At 56.8% G+C, this 18,259-nt stretch carries 19 protein-coding genes; 17 read left to right on the forward strand and 2 right to left on the reverse strand.

Annotated elements, in window-relative coordinates; genetic code table 11:
• Positions 1–151: 151 nt before the first annotated feature.
• Positions 152–1,915, forward strand: coding sequence for a cation:proton antiporter (locus AC3CHX_RS06045; protein ID WP_488643180.1), 1,764 nt, complete (start codon positions 152–154; stop codon positions 1,913–1,915).
• A 9-nt stretch (positions 1,916–1,924) separates the two neighbouring features.
• On the opposite strand, the gene AC3CHX_RS06050 is transcribed toward AC3CHX_RS06045, so the two are convergent.
• Positions 1,925–2,719 carry an IclR family transcriptional regulator gene (locus AC3CHX_RS06050; RefSeq protein ID WP_488643181.1) on the reverse strand — a complete coding sequence of 265 codons (795 nt, stop codon included), beginning with the start codon at positions 2,717–2,719 and terminating at the stop codon, positions 1,925–1,927.
• Between the two features lie 194 nt (positions 2,720–2,913).
• Between AC3CHX_RS06050 and AC3CHX_RS06055 the strand changes: the two genes are divergently transcribed.
• The 10 genes from AC3CHX_RS06055 (at position 2,914) to AC3CHX_RS06100 (ending at position 11,647) form a co-directional block, all read left to right on the forward strand.
• Positions 2,914–3,363 carry a diacylglycerol kinase gene (locus AC3CHX_RS06055; RefSeq protein ID WP_488643182.1) on the forward strand — a complete coding sequence of 150 codons (450 nt, stop codon included), beginning with the start codon at positions 2,914–2,916 and terminating at the stop codon, positions 3,361–3,363.
• A gap of 145 nt (positions 3,364–3,508) precedes the next feature.
• Entirely contained in the window at positions 3,509–4,534 is a 1,026-nt protein-coding gene (locus tag AC3CHX_RS06060; protein WP_488643183.1) for a sulfate ABC transporter substrate-binding protein, read from the forward strand.
• Between the two features lie 60 nt (positions 4,535–4,594).
• Positions 4,595–5,179, forward strand: coding sequence for an RBBP9/YdeN family alpha/beta hydrolase (locus AC3CHX_RS06065; protein WP_488643184.1), 585 nt, complete (start codon positions 4,595–4,597; stop codon positions 5,177–5,179).
• 200 nt (positions 5,180–5,379) lie between these two features.
• On the forward strand, positions 5,380–6,192 hold the full coding sequence (gene cysT / locus AC3CHX_RS06070) for a sulfate ABC transporter permease subunit CysT (protein ID WP_488644730.1): 813 nt from the start codon (positions 5,380–5,382) through the stop codon (positions 6,190–6,192).
• 3 nt (positions 6,193–6,195) lie between these two features.
• Positions 6,196–7,125 (forward strand): sulfate ABC transporter permease subunit CysW, encoded by a 930-nt coding sequence (cysW, locus tag AC3CHX_RS06075; RefSeq protein ID WP_488643185.1) that lies wholly within the window; start codon positions 6,196–6,198, stop codon positions 7,123–7,125.
• 27 nt (positions 7,126–7,152) lie between these two features.
• Complete coding sequence (locus AC3CHX_RS06080) at positions 7,153–8,241, forward strand: sulfate/molybdate ABC transporter ATP-binding protein (protein WP_488643186.1); 1,089 nt, start codon at positions 7,153–7,155, stop codon at positions 8,239–8,241.
• Positions 8,238–9,227, forward strand: a complete 990-nt coding sequence (locus AC3CHX_RS06085) for a CysB family HTH-type transcriptional regulator (protein WP_488643187.1) — start codon at positions 8,238–8,240, stop codon at positions 9,225–9,227. Before AC3CHX_RS06080 ends, AC3CHX_RS06085 begins: the two co-directional genes overlap by 4 nt.
• Positions 9,228–9,699: 472 nt before the next feature.
• Entirely contained in the window at positions 9,700–10,233 is a 534-nt protein-coding gene (locus tag AC3CHX_RS06090) for a hypothetical protein (RefSeq protein WP_488643188.1), read from the forward strand.
• A 292-nt stretch (positions 10,234–10,525) separates the two neighbouring features.
• The gene (locus tag AC3CHX_RS06095) at positions 10,526–11,116 is read left to right on the forward strand and encodes a 3'-5' exonuclease (protein WP_488643189.1); all 591 of its coding nucleotides are present in this window, start codon (positions 10,526–10,528) and stop codon (positions 11,114–11,116) included.
• A gap of 138 nt (positions 11,117–11,254) precedes the next feature.
• Positions 11,255–11,647 (forward strand): ProQ/FINO family protein, encoded by a 393-nt coding sequence (locus AC3CHX_RS06100; protein WP_488643190.1) that lies wholly within the window; start codon positions 11,255–11,257, stop codon positions 11,645–11,647.
• A gap of 67 nt (positions 11,648–11,714) precedes the next feature.
• Here the strand turns inward: AC3CHX_RS06100 and AC3CHX_RS06105 are convergent, their stop codons facing one another.
• Positions 11,715–12,308 (reverse strand): DUF1439 domain-containing protein, encoded by a 594-nt coding sequence (locus AC3CHX_RS06105; RefSeq protein ID WP_488643191.1) that lies wholly within the window; start codon positions 12,306–12,308, stop codon positions 11,715–11,717.
• Between the two features lie 257 nt (positions 12,309–12,565).
• Between AC3CHX_RS06105 and mnmH the strand changes: the two genes are divergently transcribed.
• From mnmH to phnE, 6 genes are read left to right on the forward strand one after another with little or no spacing between them, the layout of a single operon-like run.
• On the forward strand, positions 12,566–13,645 hold the full coding sequence (gene mnmH / locus AC3CHX_RS06110; protein ID WP_488643192.1) for a tRNA 2-selenouridine(34) synthase MnmH: 1,080 nt from the start codon (positions 12,566–12,568) through the stop codon (positions 13,643–13,645).
• 55 nt (positions 13,646–13,700) lie between these two features.
• Entirely contained in the window at positions 13,701–14,759 is a 1,059-nt protein-coding gene (gene selD / locus AC3CHX_RS06115) for a selenide, water dikinase SelD (RefSeq protein ID WP_488643193.1), read from the forward strand.
• A 40-nt stretch (positions 14,760–14,799) separates the two neighbouring features.
• Positions 14,800–15,678: a putative selenate ABC transporter substrate-binding protein gene (locus tag AC3CHX_RS06120; RefSeq protein ID WP_488644731.1), complete on the forward strand. Its 879-nt coding sequence runs from the start codon at positions 14,800–14,802 to the stop codon at positions 15,676–15,678.
• 13 nt (positions 15,679–15,691) lie between these two features.
• The gene (locus AC3CHX_RS06125; RefSeq protein ID WP_488643194.1) at positions 15,692–16,519 is read left to right on the forward strand and encodes a phosphonate ABC transporter ATP-binding protein; all 828 of its coding nucleotides are present in this window, start codon (positions 15,692–15,694) and stop codon (positions 16,517–16,519) included.
• Between the two features lies 1 nt (position 16,520).
• The gene (locus AC3CHX_RS06130; protein WP_488643195.1) at positions 16,521–17,366 is read left to right on the forward strand and encodes a PhnE/PtxC family ABC transporter permease; all 846 of its coding nucleotides are present in this window, start codon (positions 16,521–16,523) and stop codon (positions 17,364–17,366) included.
• 32 nt (positions 17,367–17,398) lie between these two features.
• The gene (gene phnE, locus AC3CHX_RS06135; RefSeq protein ID WP_488644732.1) at positions 17,399–18,178 is read left to right on the forward strand and encodes a phosphonate ABC transporter, permease protein PhnE; all 780 of its coding nucleotides are present in this window, start codon (positions 17,399–17,401) and stop codon (positions 18,176–18,178) included.
• Positions 18,179–18,259 lie beyond the last annotated feature (81 nt).

The raw sequence follows: 18,259 nt of genomic DNA on the forward strand, positions 1-18,259 counted from the left end.
TCCTGCGCGCCATTCTTCTGTTGAATGGGCGTCAGGTAATCAAGCTACGCGTGTTTTTCCGCAGTTTTCACATCGCCTGAGGTCGTTTTTCGCCGTTTCTCGTGCCATCGCAGTCCACCTTCCATCCCACTTTTGTAAGGAAAATATCGCCATGCCTGCAGTCGAGTTGTTCATCCAGGACCTAGCCGTGATCATGTTGATTGCTGGGGTTGTGACGGTGGTATTTAACCGTTTCAAGCAGCCGGTGGTGCTTGGCTATATCGTCGCAGGCATCATTATCGGGCCGTATACGCCACCGTTCCAATTGATCGAGGATGAACACTCAATTCATATCCTGGCGGAGCTTGGGGTGATTTTTTTACTATTCTCTCTGGGTCTTGAGTTCAGTCTGAAGAAGTTGGGCAAGGTCGGCGCCACCGCATTTTTGGTGGCCCTGACAGAAATCGGTTTGATGTTATGGATTGGCTACCGGATTGGGGTGTACTTTGGCTGGAAGACCATGGATGCGGTGTTTCTCGGTGCCATGCTGGCAGTCTCCTCGACCACCATCATCGTCAAGGCCTTGACTGAACTTGGGATGAAGCGCGAGAAATTTGCGCAGTTGATTTTTGGCATTCTGATCATCGAAGATATTCTGGCGATCGGCATGATCGCGTTGCTGTCCGGGATTGCCACCAGCGGCTCGGTGAATGCGGTCGATGTCGCCACGACGGTCGGCCGCCTGCTGCTGTTCATGATCGTCGCGCTGGTTCTGGGCATTTTGATTGTGCCGCGCCTGCTGGAGTATGTCGGCCGGTTCAAAAACAAAGAAGTATTTCTGGTCACCGTACTTGGTCTGTGTTTCGGCTTTTGTCTGCTGGTGATGAAGCTCAATTACAGCGTTGCCCTGGGTGCCTTTATTATCGGCGCAGTGATGGCGGAATCGCGCCACTTGCACCAGATCGAGCGCCTGATCGAGCCGATACGCGACATGTTCAGTGCGATCTTTTTCGTTGCCATCGGACTGCTGGTGAATCCGACGGTGCTGGTGAAGTATTGGTTGCCAATCCTGGTCATCACGGTTGTAGTGGTGCTGGGCAAGCTGGTCAGCTGCGGCATTGCCACCTTTTTGTCCGGTCACAACGGCCGAACCGCCATGCGCGTCGGCATGGGGCTGGCGCAGATCGGTGAATTTTCGTTCATCATCGCGGCGCTCGGCGTGAGCCTCAAAGTGACCAGTGATTTCCTGTATCCGACCGTCGTTGCGGTGTCGGTATTGACGACCTTGTTGACGCCCTATCTGATCAAGCTGGCCGATCCGCTATCCACGCGTCTGGCCAAGGTGATGCCGGTCAAATTGGCGGCGGTGTTCGGCCTGTACTCGACTTGGCTGGAAAGCCTGCAACCTCAGGGCGATCGTGCCGAACTGTCAAACATCATCCGTCGTATCCTGTTGCAGGTGACCGTCAATCTGGCGATGGTGGCCGCGGTCTTTATTACCGGCGGCTACTTTGCCGATAGCCTGGGCATCAGTATGGCGGGATGGATTACCGATCCGCAGGTTCAGAAAGCTGTGGTCTGGGGCGCTGCACTGTTGCTCTCGCTACCGTTTCTGATTGCGACTTATCGCAAATTGCAGGCGCTCAGTATGCTGCTGGCAGAAATCGCGGTCCGGCCGGCGCGCGCCGGCTTGCATACGAAGGGAGTACGGCGCGTGATTGCAGAGGTCATTCCGGCACTGTCGATTATCGGCATCATGTTGCTGATCGTGATCCTGAGCAGCCATATTTTGCCGCCGACCAATTTGCTGATTCTGGTGCTGATTGCTGCTGCCGGATTGACTTTGCTGCTGTGGCAACGGTTTGTGAAGCTGCACGCGAAATTGCAGATTGCGTTGATTCAGACGCTGGACGAACAGCCGGATGAGAAAAGTTAATTATCTCGATTAGCCGGCATTCTGAAGCTCTGCGGTATAGCCCAAGACCGCCGAAATCTGTTGCGCGGTAGTCACCAAATCCTCTACCCATTCATCCTGCAGGCGATCCGCCGGCGCCGAAATCGAGAGACCCGCAATCAGTTTGCCGGAGTCGTCGCGTATGCCGGCCGCCATGCAGCGCACGCCCAGCTCCAGTTCTTCATTGTCACGCGCATAACCGAGCGCGCGTACCAGGCTCAATTCGCGTTCCAGTTTGCCCAGATCGGTGATGGAGTTCTTGTTATGGCCTGCCAGCCCGGTGCGGGTCGCGTAGGCGCGCACCATTTTCGGATCGTCTATCGACAGAAAAAGCTTGCCGGTCGAGGTGAGATGCAACGGCGCACGACCACCGATAGCGCGTACCACCTGCATCCCGGAACGCTCGGAAAATGCGCGATCGATATATACAATCTCGTCGCTTTGGCGCACCGACAGGTTGACGGTCTGATTGGTTTTGCGATGCAGGCTGCGCATGAAGTCGAGCGCTGCTTCGCGCACGTTAAGGCGGCTTTTGACGACGTTACCGAGTTCCAGCAGGCGCATGCCAAGTCGATAGGTGCCGGGTTCAGAGCGATCGACAAAGCGCTTCAGCACCAGGTCATTCAGGATGCGATGCGCAGTCGATGGGTGTAGGCTGGTGGCGGCCGAGAGTTCCTTCAGGCTGACTGGGTCGGGATAGCGCGCGAGGGTATCCAGCAACGAGATCATGCGCTCGATGACTTGAATCGAGGTCTTGCCGGGGTCGTCGGAGGGTGTGGTTTTCATCGGAATTTCTAATTTCTCTCAAGTTTGATAATGCATTTTGATGATATGTTATATCACAATGTGAAAAATTGAGAAATGCTATTTTTGTAATTTGCAGGCTAAATGGCATTTCGACGCGTCGCCGGGACAGACTGTTAAAATCCGTCAGCGTTATCCTCCCTTTACCGCAGCCCAGATTCGAAGAGTAGTTCAGCATGAGCAAAAAACCGCAGGCCCCACAGTCATCATCGTCAGAACCGGCACAGGCGCAACCGGAACAGCCTGTCAGCCAATTCAAGAGCACCAGCGGCTTCAAGCGCATCTTTTCGGCACTGTTGTATTCATTCGATGGCTTGCGCTCGGCGTGGAACAACGAGCACGCGTTTCGTCAGGAACTGATGATCGTCATCCCCGGCATCGTCATCGCGTTGTTTTTGCCGGTCTCGCCGCTGCAGAAATTGCTGCTCATTGCAGTGCTGGTCTGGATCATTATCATAGAACTCATCAACTCAGCCATCGAAGCCGTGGTGGATCGTGTTTCGCTGGAACGCAATCCCTTGTCAAAAAATGCCAAGGACTTTGGCAGTGCAGCGGTGCTGCTGACGAGTATCCTGGCGGTTGCGACCTGGGGCGTGATTGTTTATCCCTTATTCCACTTTGGATAGGTAAACGCGAGCCTATATTCATTAGGCCGGTCCATGCTTATCTGTTTTCCGCATAACGAGAGAAGAAAGAATTCGTTCTTTTTTCCTTGCGCTCTGATTAACCTGACTTCTCCAAAACAAAAAATGTTCAAGAGGGAAGCAGATCATGTTGAAGAAAATCGTCCGCTCAGCAGTCGCCATTGCCTTGCTGGCACAGCTTGGCGTCGTTGCCCCAATCGTGCATGCCGCAGATTTCTCGCTGCTGAACGTCTCTTACGATCCAACCCGCGAGCTGTATCAGGAATACAACAAAGCCTTCGCCAAGTACTGGAAAGAAAAGACCGGCGATAACGTCACGATCAAGGCTTCCCATGGCGGCTCCGGCAAACAGGGCCGTTCGGTGATCGACGGCCTGGATGCGGACGTTGTGACGCTGGCGCTGGCCTACGACATCGACGAAATTTCGGCTAAAGCCGCATTGCTTGCGCCGGACTGGCAAAAGCGTCTGGCGCATAACAGTACCCCTTACACCTCGACCATCGTGCTGCTGGTGCGCAAGGGCAATCCGAAAGGCATCAAGGATTGGGACGATATCGCCAAGCCTGGCGTATCGGTGATCACGGCCAATCCGAAAACTTCGGGCGGCGCGCGTTGGGCCTATCTGGCTGCTTACGGCTACGCCCTCAAAAAGAACAACAACGATGATGCCAAGGCGCGCGACTTCATTCGCAGCGTGTATAAAAACGTCCCGGTGCTGGATTCCGGTGCGCGCGGATCGACAGTCACCTTTGCCGAGCGCGGAGTAGGCGACGTATTGCTGTCGTGGGAAAACGAGGCTTATCTGGTGCAGGCCGAATTCGGCAAGGATAAATTCGATGTCGTGTTTCCATCGAGCAGTATTTTGGCAGAGCCACCAGTCGCCGTCGTTGACAAAGTGGTCGACAAACGCGGTACACGCAAGATTGCGGAAGGTTATCTGGAATATTTGTATTCACCGGAAGGGCAGGAAATCGCTGCACACAATTTTTATCGCCCAAGCGATCCCAAAGTCGCCGCCAAATACGCTTCCAGGTTTCCGAAACTGAGCCTGTTCAGTATCGATACGGTTTTCGGCGGCTGGCAGAAAGCGCAGAAAACCCACTTTAGCGATGGTGGTGTGTTCGACCGGATTTATCAGCCGGGCGCTAAATAGGGGTGTTTTTTCTGGCCCTGATCGCTGCAGCGTGATTTCATTCCAATGGAGCCGTCTGACATGCTAAACCGTTCACTATCGCAGTTTCGGGTGCTGCTGGTGCCCGGCTTGAACAATAGCGGGCCGCAGCATTGGCAATCGCGCTGGCAACGGCTGTATCCCGGATTTGAGCGGGTTGAGCAGGAGCATTGGGATGTCCCGGCGCTGGCGCTATGGTCGCAGCGATTGCTGGACGTGCTGCTGCTGCCGTCGAACAGGCCGGTATTGCTGGTGGCGCACAGCTTCGGCTGTCTGACGACGGTGCATACGGCGTTGGCAAAGGAGCCGCTGCTGGAAGCGTCGGTGGCGGGGGCCTTGCTGGTAGCGCCTGCCGATCCGGAGAAATTTGGCGTCAGCGCCGAACTGCGGGCCAGCCTGCCGTTTCCGGCGATCCTGGTCGGCAGTCTTAACGATCCCTGGATGGAGGCTGGGCGGGCATCGATGTGGGCTAAGGTCTGGGGCGCGGAATTTGTCGATGCGGGGGCGCTTGGGCATATCAACGCGGAGTCGAATCTCGGCGATTGGCGGTATGGACAGTTTTTGTTGCAGCACCTGGCCCAGAAGGTGGGTTCGCTGCATGCAAAAAGAATTTTCGACATGCCCTGAACGGTCCATCGCGCAGCGTTGCTTATGCGAAATACTTCTATCGACATGCTAAAAAGTTCGTTCTCTTTATAACAGACTGGTGCGATTATCGCTGCTCGTTAGCTGTTTTTGTAATAAGGGGACGCTGTATGGCTGCTACTGCCGTTTTATCGGGTGTGAATTCTGTTCGATCCGCCAGCCCGTTTCGCGTGAATGGGGTGATGCCGGGTTTCCGCCTGTCGCTTGGCTTTACCCTATTTTATTTGGCGCTGATCGTGCTGATCCCGCTGTCGGCGGTGTTTCTCAAGACCTTTACGATGACCGGGGCCGATTTTGTCAACGCGGTGACCTCGGCGCGGGTGATGGCTTCGTATCGCCTGACGTTTGGCGTGTCATTGCTGGCCGCACTGTTGAACGTGGTGTTCGGCGGGATTGTGGCCTGGGTGCTGGTGCGCTATAAATTCCCCGGCAAGAAACTGATCGACGCGCTGGTGGATTTGCCGTTTGCGTTGCCGACCGCGGTCGCTGGTATCGCTCTGACGGCGCTGTATTCCGCCAACGGCTGGTTTGGCCGCTACCTGGAACCGCTGGGGATCAAGGTTGCCTTCACGCCGTTGGGGATACTGGTGGCGTTGACGTTTATCGGTTTGCCGTTTGTGGTGCGTACCGTGCAACCGGTGCTGGAAGACGCCGAGCGTGAACTGGAAGAGGCGGCCGCCAGTCTCGGCGCGAGCCACTGGCAAACCTTCGCCAGGGTGATTTTTCCGACCGTGCTACCGGCGTTGATGACCGGTTTTGCGCTGGCTTTCGCCCGCGCCACCGGTGAATACGGCTCAGTTATTTTCATCGCCGGCAACATGCCGATGATCTCCGAAATCACGCCCTTGTTCATCATCACCAAGCTCGAGCAATACGACTATACCGGTGCCACGGCGATTGCCGTGGTGATGCTGAGCGCGTCGTTCCTGCTGTTGTTGAGCATCAATGTTTTACAAGCCTGGACCCGCAAGCGTGGCCAGCCGGAAAGAGTTTAGGACATGAGCACCATTGCACCGAATGTGAGTCCTTCCGTGTACATATCTTCAACCACACTGCATGCGAGAGCTGAGCCGATCCACGTACCGCACGCGACGCTGGAGCCGCTGTGGGTAAGGGCCTTGCTGATGACAGTGGCGCTATTGTTCCTGGCGTTGTTCCTGGTCGTGCCGCTGGTGTCGGTCTTTGTCGAGGCCTTCAAAAAAGGCTGGGAAGCGTATATCGCCGCCATCATCGAACCGGACGCCGTCAGTGCCATCAAGCTGACCTTGCTGACGGCGGCAATCGCCGTACCTTTGAATCTGGTGTTTGGCGTTGCCGCCTCGTGGCTGATTGCCAAGTTCGATTTTCGGGGCAAGAGCGTGTTGCTGACGCTGATCGATTTGCCGTTCTCGGTATCGCCGGTGATTTCCGGTTTGATCTACGTGCTGCTGTTTGGTGCGCAAGGCTGGTTTGGGCCGTGGTTGCGCGCGCATGACATCAAGATTCTGTTCGCGGTGCCGGGCATTGTGCTGGCGACGGTATTCGTCACTTTCCCGTTTGTCGCACGCGAGCTGATTCCATTGATGCAGGCCCAGGGCAGCGAAGAGGAAGAGGCGGCGCTGGTACTCGGTGCGTCGGGCTGGAAAACCTTCCGGCATGTGACCTTGCCGAATATCAAATGGGGTTTGTTGTACGGCGTGATTCTGTGTAACGCCCGTGCCATGGGCGAGTTCGGCGCGGTGTCGGTGGTATCCGGCCATATCCGCGGCGAGACCAACACGATTCCGCTGCAAGTCGAAATTTTGTACAACGAATACAACTTCCAGGCGGCGTTCGCGGTGGCATCATTGCTGGCATTTCTGGCACTGGTGACGCTGGCTCTCAAGTCGTTGATTGAATGGCGTCTACATGACGAGACTAATTCGTCGGGCGCGCTGATTCAAAAGTGACGCTGAAGAATAAATCAGGAGAATGCCATGAGCATTGAAGTGAAAAATATCAACAAGCAGTTCGGCCGGTTCACCGCGCTGAATAATGTTTCCCTGGATTTTCCCAGCGGAGAATTGACCGCGTTATTGGGGCCATCCGGTTGCGGCAAGACCACGCTGCTGCGGATTATCGCGGGCCTGGAAGGACAGGACTCCGGCCAGGTGCTGCTGGATGGCGAGGATGCCTCGGCGCGCCATGTGCGCGAACGCCAGGTCGGTTTTGTGTTCCAGCATTACGCGTTGTTCAAGCACATGACGGTGTTTGAAAACATCGCCTTTGGCCTGCGCGTCAAGCCGCGCGCACAGCGCCCGGCCGAAAGCGCGATCCGTGAAAAAGTGAAACAGCTACTGGAATTGGTGCAACTGGACTGGCTGGCCGATCGCTATCCGCCGCAACTGTCCGGCGGTCAGCGTCAGCGCATTGCATTGGCGCGCGCACTGGCAGTGGAGCCGCGCGTGCTGCTGCTGGACGAGCCGTTCGGCGCGCTGGATGCCAAGGTGCGCAAAGAGCTGCGGCGCTGGTTGCGCCGCCTGCATGACGAGCTGCATGTGACGAGTATTTTTGTGACGCACGATCAGGAAGAAGCGCTGGAAGTGGCGGACCAGATCGTCCTGATGAACAAGGGCAGGGTCGAGCAGATCGGTGCGCCGCAAGAGGTCTACGAGCATCCGGCGTCGCCATTCGTGTATGGCTTTCTGGGTAACGTCAATCTGTTCCATGGCCGCGTGCATCGGGGCGTACTCGATACCGGGGGCACTCGTTTCGATGCGCCCAACCATGCCGAGGCGGAAGATGCCGCCGGAATTGGCTATGTCCGTCCCCACGATCTGGATATCGAACGGTATACGACGGGGGCTGAAGGGATTGTGGTCCAACTCAAGCGGGCCCACGCGATCGGACCGTTGGCGCAACTCGAACTGGAGCGCGACGATAACGCTGAATTGATCGAAGCCGTGATCTCGGCCGAGCGTTTCAGGCGGCTCGATTTGAAAGACGGTGAAACACTGGTGGTGCGTCCGCGCCGCCTGCATGTGTTCGTCGATCAACAACCTCATAGTAATCAGGATGCAAGATGAACTTCCAGCAATTAAGATCTATCCGTGAAGCGGCGCGTTGCGGCTTCAATCTGACCGAAGTGGCCAACGTCCTGTTCACCTCGCAACCCGGTGTCAGCCGGCAGATTCGCGAACTGGAAGAGGAGTTGGGCGTCGATATTTTTGTGCGCAACGGCAAGCGCCTGATCGGCTTGACCGATCCCGGCAAAGGGATTTTGCAGATCGTCGAAAAACTGCTGCAGGAAGCAGAAAATTTGCGTCAGGCCAGCCGGGAATATTCCGGCGAGACCACCGGCACCCTGAGCGTCGCGGCAACCCACACCCAGGCGCGTTACGCCTTGCCGCGCGTCGTGCAGGGCTTTCGCTCCCGCTTTCCCGAAGTCCGTATCGCATTGCAACAGAGTTCGCCGGAACACATCGCCGAGTGGGTGATTTCGGGCAAGGCCGATATCGGCATCGCCACCGAAGGCCTGTCGCAGTTCAAAGAGTTGATCTCTTTCCCCTGCTACGAGTGGAGTCATGTGGTGGTGGTGCCGCAGCATCACCCGTTATTGCTGGTGCAGAGGCCCATCAGCCTCAGCGATCTGGCCGCTTATCCATTGATTACCTACGATGTCGGGTTTACCGGCCGCGGTCATATCGACGCTGCGTTCAGAACTGCCGGAATCGATCCGGACATCGTCCTGACAGCGATGGATTCCGACGTGATCCAGCAATACGTTTCGCTCGAATTAGGCGTTGGCATCGTGGCCGCGATGGCATCCGAACATACGCGTCAGAACGGTCTGCAAAGCATAGAGGTGGCACATTTGTTTGCGCCGAATGTGACGCGGCTCGCAGTGCGGCGCGGGGCGTATTTGCGTTCTTATACGCTTGACTTTATTTTGCAATTTGCGCCACAACTGAAGCGCGCGGATATCGTCGACGCATTGAACCTAGATTCCTCAGTTGACCGCTTACGTATGTCTGGAACTCCGCATGAACACACAGTTTCTATCGTTCGATAAGCTGCACCGATTGGGTGAGAGCGCTACAGGCGCGATTGCACATTTTTCCGGCCCTCTGGCCGCGTTGCTCCTCCTTGCAGAATGCAGTCTGCCGCGGTGGAGTAGGGAATTCAGACGACATGTCGTCTGCCTACGCAACGGTTTGCCCTTGCAAGGGCAAACTCCTACCCTGCAGGGTTACGGGCGTCGCGCCTTGCCAGATGACCGGAAAAACGCACACTCGCACCTGTCCAACTGAGGAATCTAGGTTGAATGCGGAGACGCATTGAGGTGATGGCTATCTGAAGTCTTTGGCGTAAGTCATCGGTGCCTGTTGCGCATGCCAGATGTATCGCCTGGTACAGCTATGTATCGCTCTGGCGCAAACTGTTACGAAATGATTCTGTCGCGCCTGTCGGCCGGGAACTCCGGTTAAATACTCGGCATTCGTTATAAGCATTATTTGTCGAGCAGGGCCTTTAGAAAGCATCCCATGAAGCGCAATCAATTAATCGCCGGAGTGATCCTCGCTCTGTCCAGTCTGGGTCCGACATCATCAGCGTTCGCGCTGCCGGTGATGGAGCTGCGCAGTGAAGATATCCTGCAGTGGGCGACGGGCCTGAAAGAATCATTGCAGCTCACCCCAAATCAGCAAATTCTCTGGCAGCAGCTCGAATCCAAGAGCCGTGCGATCCTAAGGGATCAGAAAAGTCGGCGCGAGCGCTTGCAGGCGAATCTGTTGCGCGATCTCGATAATCCCGCCATCGAGTTGCGCGATCTGGCCGGGACGGTAGATGCCGAATCGGGTGCGGGCCAGCAGGAAGGCAAGCAGTTGCGTGAAATATGGTTGACGCTGAACGATGCGTTGAACGACAACCAGCGTCAGATTGTCCGCTCCTTTTTGGCAGATCGGCTGCAACGGGTTGCTGATGCTGGACATGACAGTAGCAGCAAGCCGAAGCAGGGCGGCGGTTCCGGCCGGGGCAAAGGGATGGGCGGGATGCGCGGTGGAAGTAACGATTTTTAGTACGCCCGTTGATGCCGTCGTTTTGCGCGACACATACCCAGCATCATTTTTCCGCTCATATCCTGGCTATGTATCCGCAGTCGATGCGCCGCAGTGCTACGATCATGTTTGCTTGGGTCGCAGCGTCAAGCCTCGACGTTCATTCGACCTGGGCACGTGCTAAAGTGTGCTGTATCTTTCTATTCTGGTAACTTTGCTGCGTTAACTGGCGAGTCGCAAGCATGCAAGGATGCCCGTCCGGATAGTTGCCCCACGGGGAACAGAACCTATATGAGTATCAAATGAGCATTCAATGGATATGAACCCGGTGGCCGGCATGCCCGATCCATCCTTGCCGTATTACGAGGGCATAACGCTTGCGGACGTGCGCCTGATTCAATCGCCGCAGCATGCGGCTGGAGCGCTTGCGGCGCTGATGGCCGCCGATGTGGTCGGTTTCGATACCGAATCCAAGCCCACCTTCAACAAGGGTGAGCTATCGGACGGCCCGCATTTGATCCAGCTGGCAACCGATGGCACCGTTTATTTGTTCCCGATTGGCCGTTTTTCGTATCGCGAGGTGTTGAAGGCTATCCTGGAGTCGACCGAGATTTTGAAGGTGGGATTCGGTCTCGGTGACGACGTCAAGCGCTTGCAAAACAAATTGGGAATAGGTTCGGCGCATGTTCTGGATCTGTCGCGCGCATTGCGGCAGGATGGTCACAACGATGTCGGTGCGAAAACCGCGGTAGCGCGCTTTTTTGGCATGCGCTTGCGAAAATCCAAGAAGACTTCCACCAGCAACTGGGCAAATCCGCAACTTACCGAGCGTCAGATTCTTTACGCTGCCGACGATGCCCAGGTTGCCCTTCGGGTATATCGTACCTGGCGGAATGGCGCCTGAAATCGGAGCAGACGGCTTCCGTGATATGCTTCCCGGCTTGAAAATACAAATGTCTTTTTGCTGTCAATGAATATGCCCAGCCCTACTCCTAGCAACGCCCCCGATACACCGCCTAACCCTGGCCAAAATGCCCGCATCTTGCTCAAGGAACTACAGGAAAAATTCGCCGCTTTCCGCGAATACATGCCGTTGGCGATCGGTATCGATAAACAACTCATCGCGCGTTGCCCTGAATTGCATCGCAAGACTTTGCGCATGGCGTTGGGGATGCACGTGAATTCCTTGCGTTATCTGAAGGGCATGGAAAAAGCGACGGTCCGCTTCGATCTGGACGGGAATAGTACCGACGAGGTGACGGACATCCATCGCACCCACGCTTCAGAGATCTTGCGCGAGCGTTTCAAGAAAAACGCCGAGCATCGCAAGGCACAGCGCGCAGCGGAAGAAGCGGCGCGCGTCGCCGAAGAGGAAGCGCGTCAGCGCGCCGAGAAGCTGAGCCAGCTTACTGCAAAGTTTTCGCGCAAGGGCTGATCGCCTCCCCGGGGCGCACGGTGGGTGGAGCGATGCCCATTGATGCATCACTTCCGGCAACCCGCGATCAGGATTCCTTGACCTGTACCACGATGCGGTCGGACTGCATGGTGATCGTACCCGGCTCAAAGGTTTTTCCGCCCAGGCGCAATTCCTCCGGCTTGAACGTGTAAATCGGATAATCGTTTAACACCTGTTGCGCGACGACCGCGCCGATCGCGTTGAGTTGCTGCGCGTATTCGGTGCCGACACCGTCGACGTTGATCCGATCGACGCTGGGTGCATCCAGCCGGATGGCGCGCGCGAGCGGGTCGTATTTCAGGCGGCTGCTGAGTGCGAGGGTGCCGGTTAATGGCATCGGCAGCAATAGATTGCTGACGACCTTCAGATTCACCAGCGTAATGATGCGGTTCTCGGCCACATTCAGCGTCAGGCGCGGATTGCTCAAATAAACTTCAAATACCTCGGCGTAGCGCAGGCGAGTCGGAAATTGTCGTTCGATCGCGCTTTGCAGATCGGCTAGCGGCAACGTGTAGTCATTGGTCCAGACGTTGTAACCGGCGCTGGCCGCGGGCGTCACTGTCATCCCGGTGACAGCAGCGGTAGCGGTGATGGCCGTCGTCAGCATGGCTTTTATCAGTTTGCGTCGGTTTGCTTGCATGCTGTGGTCGCTTTCGGGGTGGTTTTAGCGGGAATGTGCCTTTGGCACACCTTGGATGGACAGTTCCCGGTATTGCGGCGTTCCCTATTTGCTGCCGGTCTGTATACTGCATGCTCAGGCCGGTGAGCATGTACGCGGCTGGATGTTGCAATATACTAAATAGCCATGCCGATGCGCTTTACTTTTTCTCCAGATGCGATCCCCAAAATGCCAGACAATGCCCACTCCAGTTTCACATTCCGCGAAAAAGCAGTGACATGAAGTATCCAGCCCTTCTGCCTTTTACAGAGATCCTGCCGCAACTCAGCGACTTTGACGCCATCATCGACGCGCGTAGTCCGTCTGAGTTTGCGGAAGACCATATTCCAGGCGCCATCAATTGCCCGGTGCTGGATGACGCACAACGGATCCGGGTCGGCACCATGTACAAGCAGGTCAACGCCTTCGAGGCCAAGAAGCTGGGTGCGGTGCTGATTGCCCGCAACATCGCTCTCCACATCGAGACGCTGTTTATTGACAAGCCGAAGGATTGGAAACCGTTGATTTATTGCTGGCGCGGCGGCAACCGAAGCGCTGCGATGGCGCATATATTCGCGAAAATCGGCTGGCCGGTGATACAGCTGGATGGCGGATACAAGGAATACCGTCGGCACGTGAACACGACGATGGCCGAGCTGGCCGGGCGCTTTGCCTTTAAAGTGGTGTGCGGCCCCACCGGCAGCGGTAAAAGCCGTTTGCTGCAAGTATTGGCAGCACAAGGCGCGCAGGTTCTTGACCTGGAACAGCTGGCAGCGCATCGCGGCTCCGTGCTTGGCAACCTGCCGACTGCGTTGCAGCCCTCGCAAAAGGCTTTCGAGAGTCGGATCTGGGAATTATTGCGCCATTGCGATCCGGCGCTACCGATATTTGTAGAGTCGGAAAGCAAAAAAGTCGGCAATCTGCGGGTGCCGGATGCGCTGATGGAAAAAATACGGACATCGGACTGTATTTCACTGACGCTGGCAGGTCAGGAGCGGGTCAAATTGCTGATGGAGGACTATCGGCATTTTGTCACTGATCCGGCCTTGTTGAATGGGCAACTCAGTTGCCTGACGGCCTTGCATGGCCGCGAAACCATCAGCCGCTGGAAACAAATGGCGCTGGCCGGCCAGATGGAAGAACTGGTTGAGGAGTTATTGGCGAAGCATTATGATCCGGCTTACTTGCAGTCGATCAAGCGCAACTTCAGCCAGTTCACAGGGGCGCAAGTGCTGGAGTTACCGGATATTTCGGAGGCAGCGTTTCTGCACGCAGCCCGCCTTTTGCATCCAGCCAATGCAGCGCAAAGCGTGTTTTGAAGCACGTTTGCATCGCTTTTCATCGTAGAACATAAAACTTATTGCCAGGACGCACATGCCCAAGCTCTCGACCCCAGCCATCAAACTCACTTCCTTCTCGCACGGCGGCGGTTGCGGCTGCAAGATTGCACCGGGCGTCCTCGCCGAAATTCTGAAAAACGCGAGCGGTTTCGCAATGCCGAAAGAATTGATGGTCGGGATTGAAACTGCTGACGATGCCGCAGTCTACCAACTGAATGACGAGCAGGCGTTAATCGCGACCACCGATTTTTTCATGCCGATCGTTGATGACCCTTACGATTTCGGCCGCATCGCTGCCACCAACGCGATTTCGGATGTGTACGCGATGGGCGGGACGCCTATCATGGCGCTGGCTCTGGTCGGCATGCCGATAGATAAATTGCCGATCGAAGTGATCGGCAAGATTCTCAAAGGGGGCGAGTCGATTTGTGCCGAAGCCGGTATCCCGATTGCCGGCGGCCATACGATTGATTCGGTGGAGCCGATTTATGGCCTGGTGGTGCTCGGTCTGGTACACCCGTCGAAAGTCAAGCGCAACGCCGGGGCCAAGGCTGGCGACAAGATCATTCTAGGCAAACCGATCGGGGTCGGCATCCTGTCCGCCGCGCTAAAAAAGGACGCGCTGGATGCAGCGGGCTACGCCGCGCTGATAGCCAATACCACCAAGCTGAACAAGCCGGGCAAGATGCTGTCCGAATTGGCCGGTGTCCATGCGCTGACCGATGTCACCGGGTTTGGTTTGTTGGGACATTTGCTGGAAATGGCACGCGCTGCCAAGCTATCCGCCAAGCTCGACATGCACCTGATTCCGTTGCTGCCTGGCGTGCAGCAATTGGCGGAGCAGGGCTATGTCACCGGCGCATCCGGCCGTAACTGGCAGGGCTATGGCCACGACGTGGTGCTGGGCGATGCCATCAGTACGGTACAGAAAGCGTTGCTGACAGACCCGCAAACCTCGGGCGGCTTGCTGGTCTCCTGCGATCCTGCCGCCGTGGATGAGGTGTTGGCGCTGTTTCAGCGTGAAGGCTTTGCAGATGCCGCGGTGGTTGGAGAAATGCACGCCGGGATTGCCGGAATCGAAGTATTGCCGTAACTTTTGATACATAGACCCCCTAACTACATAAAGACCCATGATGATCCGACTTTCTTCTTTGTCCAATGTGAAAGCACTGTTGGCAACCGCGGCCGCAGCGATCTCCCTGAGCGCCACCGGTCTCGTGTATGCGCAGCAGGTATTGCGGGTATCGGCGATTCCGGATGAGGCGCCGACCGAACTGCAGCGCAAGTTCAAGCCGCTCGGTGCTTATCTGGAGAAAAAGCTGGGCATGAAGGTCGAGTTCACGCCGGTCACCGATTATGCCGCGTCGGTCGAAGGTTTGATCAATAACAAACTCGACATGGTCTGGTTCGGCGGATTTACCTTTGTGCAGGCAAATATCCGCAGCGGCGGCAAAGTGATTCCTATCGTGCAGCGTGAAGAAGATCAAAAATTCCAGTCGGTTTTTGTGACCACCGACAAGTCGATCAACAAACTGGAAGATTTGAAAGGTAAAAATTTCAGCTTCGGCTCGGAATCGTCCACCTCGGGCCATCTGATGCCGCGCTCGTATTTGCTGGCCGCCAGGATCAATCCTGATGTCGACATGAAGCGCATTGCATTTTCCGGCGCCCACGACGCCACCGTTGCGGCGGTCGCCGGCGGCAAAGTCGATGCCGGTGCGTTGAATATCTCGGTCTGGGAAAAGCTGGTGTCCGAAGGGAAGGTCGACCCCAAAGTGGTGCGCGTGTTTTACACCACACCCGGCTATTACGACTACAACTGGAGCGTACGTTCGGACATGAATCCGGTCGTGCGTAAAAAATTGACCGACGCATTTCTGGCGTTAAATAAAGACAATCCGCAAGACAAGGAAATTCTGGATTTGCAGCGCGCCACGCGCTTCGTTCCGACCAAGGCAGAAAATTATGCGGCCATTGAAGCTGCGGCCCGCAATGCGGGTTTGCTGAAGTAAGGCAACAAAAGGTATGACATTTTCCTTAACCAACGTGTTTGTCCGCCACCCCGGCGCCGGCAACGCTGCGTTGGCATTGCGCGATCTGACACTGGAGGTCAGTCAGGGCGAGCAACTCGCGCTGATCGGGCCATCCGGTGCCGGCAAGACAACGTTGCTGCATACGCTGGCAGCTGCGCTGAAACCGCAACAGGGCAGCTTTACCCTGTCCGGCGCCGATCCTTGGCGCTTGAGCAGCGCTGCCCGGCATGCGCTGCGCGCCGGTCTTTTTCTGGCGCCGCAAACGCCGCCATTGCCGCCGCGCCAGCGCGTTGTCAGTGCGGTGCTGGCCGGATTGCTGCCGCAATGGAGCGTATGGCAAGCGCTCAGGTCGTTAGTCAAACCGGCTTATCCGCTTGCGGCTTTCAATGCGCTGGCGCGGGTTAACCTGCAGGACAAACTTTATGCGCGCGTCGATCGCCTGTCCGGCGGCGAACGTCAACGCTGTGCCATGGCGCGTCTGCTGATCAGTCAGGCCGACCTGTTTTTAGTCGACGAACCGTTATCCGCTTTGGATCCCGCGCTGGCGCTGCAGACGCTGGCGGTATTGCAGCAGGAAGCAACGGCGCGGCAGGCCACGCTGATATGCAGTCTGCATCAGGTTGAACTGGCGCGTGCTCACTTTCCCCGTATTGTCGGGCTGCGCGACGGCCGGATCGTGTTCGATGCTGCACGTGAAAATGTGACTGACGCCATGATTGAAGCGCTGTATCGGAATAGCGGTGAGACGGTGCATCAGGACCATCATTCGCCAATGGCAGTGCCAGAGCTGGCTACCGTCGCGCTGATTCCGCGCTGTTGAAATGCGTATTAGCTCAAGCATCGCCCTGCCAAATCAACATCAGGATCCCGCCTGGCGCGGCCGGGTCGTTATCGCCATCGTTGCACTCTTGCTGCTGTGGCCGATGCTGGTGCTCAGCGAATTCAAGCCGTGGGCCTTGCTGGATGCACGCAGCCTGAGCGCCACCGGAAAATTTCTCGCCAGCTTTGTTCCGCCGGCACATTCTCTCGAATTTTTGAAAATGGTTGCCGCCGCCACCTGGGAAACCGTGGCGATGGCAACCGTCAGCATGACGCTGGCCATGCTGGCTGCGATACCGATGACTGTGCTGGTGACTGAACGCTTGTCGATTTCCCGCTTGGGGACGGGCCGCATGGGACGGCTGGCGCTGCTGATTCGACAAACCTTGCGCTGGCTGCTGGTGTTGCTGCGCAGCGTGCCTGAGTTGGTGTGGGCTTTACTGCTGGTGCGTATCGTTGGGCTGGGACCGACCGCCGGTGTGATCGCGATAGCGCTGACGTATTGCGGCATGCTCGGAAAAGTGTATGCCGAAATCCTTGACTCGTCCGATGCGCACGCCTCCGATACCTTGCTGAAAAATGGCAGCGGACGTCTGGCCGCGCTGTTATACGGCGCGCTGCCGGAGTCGGCTGCGGAGCTTGTTTCGTACACCATTTATCGTTGGGAGTGCGCGATCCGCGGGTCGGTAGTGATGGGCTTCGTCGGTGCCGGCGGTCTTGGTCAGCGCATGGATGAATCGATGAAAATGATGGCGGGCGACGAGTTGTCGGCGATGCTGATTATCTTTGTTGTGCTGGTCGCAGGCGCCGACGCTGTCAGCAAAATGTTGCGCGGGAGGCTGGCGTGAAAGCCTCCCTGCAAAACCCGGCCTTGCCTGGCATGCCGAGGGCACCGCGTTGGCGCTTTTCAAGCATGGCGCTGTTGTTCGGCTTGCTTGCTCTGGTCGTCGCAAGTTTTGTTTCGTTGCCGTTAAAGTGGAGCGCCTTGTTTACGCAAGAGGCGCTGCGGACCAGCGGAGAATTTCTGCACGGTTTTGCGCCACCGGATGTGTCCGCGCCGTTTTTGCTCAAAATCGCCATTGCTACTGCGGAAACGTTGTCGATGTCGGCGCTTGGCACGGTGCTGGCAGCGTTGGTCGGGGTCGCACTCGGATTGCCGGCGAGCGGACGTTTCGGTAGCGTCGCACGCGCCGCGACCCGGACGTTGTTAAATGTCTTGCGCTCGATTCCGGAACTGGTCTGGGCCGCTATCCTGCTGATCGCGGCGGGACTCGGCCCTTTCGCCGGCACGCTGGCTCTGACGGCGCATACTTCGGGCGTACTCGGCCGCTTGTTCGCCGACGCCTATGAAAATACTTCGCCGTTGGCGGAGACCACGCTGCGCACCAACGGCGCGCGCGCTATCGCCGCATTTCTGTATGCGACCCTGCCGCAAACCATGCCGCAAATGATGTCGTACACCTTATACCGCTGGGAAAACAATATCCGTGCAGCAGCGATACTCGGCGTGGTCGGCGCCGGTGGCCTGGGGCAGATGCTGAAATATCATCTGTCGCTGTTTCAGATGCAGCAGGCAGCCAGCGTGATGCTTGCCATGCTGCTCATGGTGGCGGCGGTTGACGGGATCAGCTTCATGTTGCGGCGCGCGATGACTAAATAGCGGGCCAGATAAACTTTCCCGGAGGCGCAAGCAGCGACTATGAACTGATGGCCTGCCGCTCGAACTGTATGAAGGTTGGTG

Source organism: Glaciimonas sp. OK215, assembly GCF_057787885.1.